Annotated in this window: 1 protein-coding gene; it reads left to right on the top strand. The window is 51.3% G+C overall.

What is annotated here, in order from left to right; translation table 11 throughout:
* Positions 1-4,070: hypothetical protein (locus TZ96_RS10830; protein ID WP_045762639.1), on the top strand; the 4,070-nt coding region annotated here is incomplete at both ends.

The following is a 4,070-nucleotide window of genomic DNA, read 5'->3' on the forward strand; positions in this document are numbered from 1 at the left end:
GCACTTGTTGAGGCTGACGTACTTGCTGAGGTGCTTGCACTTGTTGAAGCCGACGTGCTAGCCGATGTACTTGCACTTGTTGAAGCTGACGTGCTTGCTGATGTACTTGCACTTGTTGACGCTGACGTGCTAGCAGATGTACTTGCGCTGGTTGACGCTGACGTACTTGCCGATGTGCTTGCACTTGTTGATGCCGATGTACTTGCTGATGTACTTGCACTTGTTGAAGCTGACGTGCTTGCTGATGTACTTGCACTTGTTGAAGCGGACGTACTTGCTGACGTGCTTGCACTTGTTGATGCAGATGTGCTTGCTGATGTGCTTGCTGATGTGCTTGCTGATGTACTTGCACTTGTTGATGCCGATGTACTTGCTGACGTACTTGCACTTGTTGATGCGGATGTACTTGCTGATGTACTTGCACTTGTTGATGCGGATGTACTTGCTGACGTGCTTGCACTTGTTGATGCGGATGTACTTGCTGACGTGCTTGCACTTGTTGATGCGGATGTACTTGCTGACGTGCTTGCGCTTGTTGAGGCCGACGTACTTGCTGACGTGCTTGCACTTGTTGATGCGGATGTACTTGCTGATGTGCTTGCGCTCGTTGATGCGGACGTACTTGCTGACGTGCTTGCACTTGTTGAAGCTGACGTACTTGCGCTCGTTGAGGCTGATGTACTTGCCGACGTACTTGCACTTGTTGAGGCTGACGTACTTGCTGAGGTGCTTGCACTTGTTGAGGCTGACGTACTTGCTGACGTGCTTGCGCTTGTTGAAGCGGATGTACTTGCTGATGTGCTTGCGCTCGTTGATGCGGACGTGCTAGCCGATGTGCTTGCACTTGTTGAAGCTGACGTACTTGCGCTCGTTGAGGCTGATGTACTTGCCGACGTACTTGCACTTGTTGAGGCTGACGTACTTGCTGAGGTGCTTGCACTTGTTGAAGCCGACGTGCTAGCCGATGTACTTGCACTTGTTGAAGCTGACGTGCTTGCTGAAGTACTTGCACTTGTTGACGCTGACGTGCTAGCAGATGTACTTGCGCTGGTTGACGCTGACGTACTTGCCGATGTGCTTGCACTTGTTGATGCGGATGTACTTGCTGATGTACTTGCGCTCGTTGAAGCGGATGTACTTGCCGACGTACTTGCACTTGTTGAGGCTGACGTACTTGCTGAAGTGCTAGCCGATGTGCTTGCGCTCGTTGAGGCTGATGTACTTGCTGACGTACTTGCACTTGTTGATGCTGACGTACTTGCTGACGTGCTTGCACTTGTTGAGGCTGACGTACTTGCTGAGGTGCTTGCACTTGTTGAGGCTGACGTACTTGCTGAAGTGCTAGCCGATGTGCTTGCGCTCGTTGAGGCTGATGTACTTGCTGAAGTGCTTGCACTTGTTGAAGCAGATGTGCTTGCTGATGTACTTGCACTTGTTGAAGCAGACGTGCTTGCTGATGTGCTTGCGCTCGTTGAGGCTGATGTACTTACTGACGTACTTGCGCTTGTTGAGGCTGACGTACTTGCTGAAGTGCTAGCCGATGTGCTTGCGCTCGTTGAGGCGGATGTACTTGCTGACGTGCTTGCACTTGTTGATGCGGATGTACTTGCTGAAGTACTTGCACTTGTTGAAGCAGATGTGCTTGCTGATGTGCTTGCACTTGTTGAAGCAGATGTACTTGCTGACGTGCTTGCGCTTGTTGAAGCGGATGTACTTGCTGAAGTGCTTGCACTTGTTGAAGCGGACGTACTTGCTGACGTGCTTGCGCTTGTTGATGCGGACGTGCTAGCTGATGTACTTGCACTTGTTGAAGCGGATGTACTTGCTGAAGTACTTGCACTTGTTGAAGCGGATGTGCTTGCTGAGGTGCTTGCGCTTGTTGAGGCCGACGTACTTGCTGACGTGCTTGCACTTGTTGATGCCGACGTACTTGCCGACGTGCTTGCACTTGTTGATGCTGACGTACTTGCTGACGTACTTGCACTTGTTGACGCTGATGTACTTGCTGACGTGCTTGCGCTTGTTGAAGCGGATGTACTTGCTGACGTGCTAGCAGATGTGCTTGCACTTGTTGAAGCCGACGTGCTAGCCGATGTGCTTGCACTTGTTGATGCTGATGTACTTGCGCTCGTTGAGGCTGACGTACTTGCGGACGTGCTTGCGCTTGTTGAAGCGGACGTGCTTGCGGACGTGCTTGCGCTCGTTGATGCTGACGTGCTTGCGGACGTGCTTGCACTTGTTGATGCCGACGTACTTGCTGAGGTGCTTGCACTTGTTGATGCTGACGTACTTGCTGACATGCTTGCGCTCGTTGATGCTGACGTGCTAGCAGATGTGCTTGCACTTGTTGACGCGGACGTGCTTGCGCTTGTTGAAGCCGATGTACTTGCTGATGTGCTTGCGCTCGTTGATGCTGACGTGCTAGCAGATGTACTTGCACTTGTTGATGCTGACGTGCTAGCAGATGTACTTGCACTTGTTGAGGCTGACGTACTTGCTGACGTGCTTGCACTTGTTGATGCTGACGTGCTAGCCGATGTGCTTGCACTTGTTGATGCGGATGTACTTGCTGACGTGCTTGCACTTGTTGATGCGGATGTACTTGCTGACGTGCTTGCGCTTGTTGAGGCCGACGTACTTGCTGACGTGCTTGCACTTGTTGATGCGGATGTACTTGCTGATGTGCTTGCGCTCGTTGATGCGGACGTACTTGCTGACGTGCTTGCACTTGTTGAAGCTGACGTACTTGCGCTCGTTGAGGCTGATGTACTTGCCGACGTACTTGCACTTGTTGATGCGGATGTACTTGCTTATGTACTTGCGCTCGTTGATGCGGATGTACTTGCCGACGTACTTGCACTTGTTGAGGCTGACGTACTTGCTGAAGTGCTAGCCGATGTGCTTGCGCTCGTTGATGCGGATGTACTTGCTGATGTACTTGCACTTGTTGATGCGGATGTACTTGCTGATGTACTTGCACTTGTTGATGCTGACGTACTTGCTGACGTGCTTGCACTTGTTGATGCCGACGTACTTGCTGACGTGCTTGCACTTGTTGATGCTGACGTACTTGCTGACGTACTTGCACTTGTTGACGCTGATGTACTTGCTGATGTACTTGCGCTCGTTGAGGCTGATGTGCTTGCACTTGTTGATGCTGACGTGCTAGCCGATGTGCTTGCACTTGTTGAAGCAGACGTACTTGCTGATGTGCTTGCGCTCGTTGATGCTGATGTACTTACTGACGTACTTGCGCTTGTTGAGGCTGACGTACTTGCTGATGTGCTTGCACTTGTTGATGCAGATGTACTTGCTGAAGTACTTGCGCTCGTTGAGGCTGACGTGCTAGCTGATGTACTTGCACTTGTTGATGCGGATGTACTTGCTGAAGTACTTGCACTTGTTGACGCGGATGTGCTTGCTGACGTGCTTGCGCTCGTTGATGCCGATGTACTTGCTGAGGTGCTTGCACTTGTTGAAGCCGACGTGCTAGCCGATGTGCTTGCACTTGTTGATGCTGATGTACTTGCGCTCGTTGAGGCTGACGTACTTGCGGACGTGCTTGCTGACGTGCTTGCACTTGTTGATGCTGACGTACTAGCAGATGTACTTGCTGAAGTGCTTGCGCTTGTTGAAGCGGACGTGCTTGCCGATGTACTTGCACTTGTTGAAGCCGACGTACTTGCTGATGTACTTGCACTTGTTGAAGCAGATGTGCTTGCTGATGTACTTGCACTTGTTGAAGCCGACGTGCTAGCCGATGTACTTGCACTTGTTGAAGCAGATGTGCTTGCTGACGTGCTTGCACTTGTTGATGCGGATGTACTTGCTGATGTACTTGCACTTGTTGATGCTGACGTACTTGCTGACGTGCTTGCACTTGTTGATGCGGATGTACTTGCTGACGTGCTTGCACTTGTTGATGCTGACGTGCTAGCCGATGTGCTTGCACTTGTTGATGCGGATGTACTTGCTGATGTACTTGCGCTCGTTGAAGCGGATGTACTTGCCGACGTACTTGCACTTGTTGAGGCTGACGTACTTGCTGAAGTGCTAGCCGATGTGCTTGC

This window comes from Streptococcus infantis (assembly GCF_000963255.1).
GTDB lineage: Bacteria > Bacillota > Bacilli > Lactobacillales > Streptococcaceae > Streptococcus > Streptococcus nidrosiense.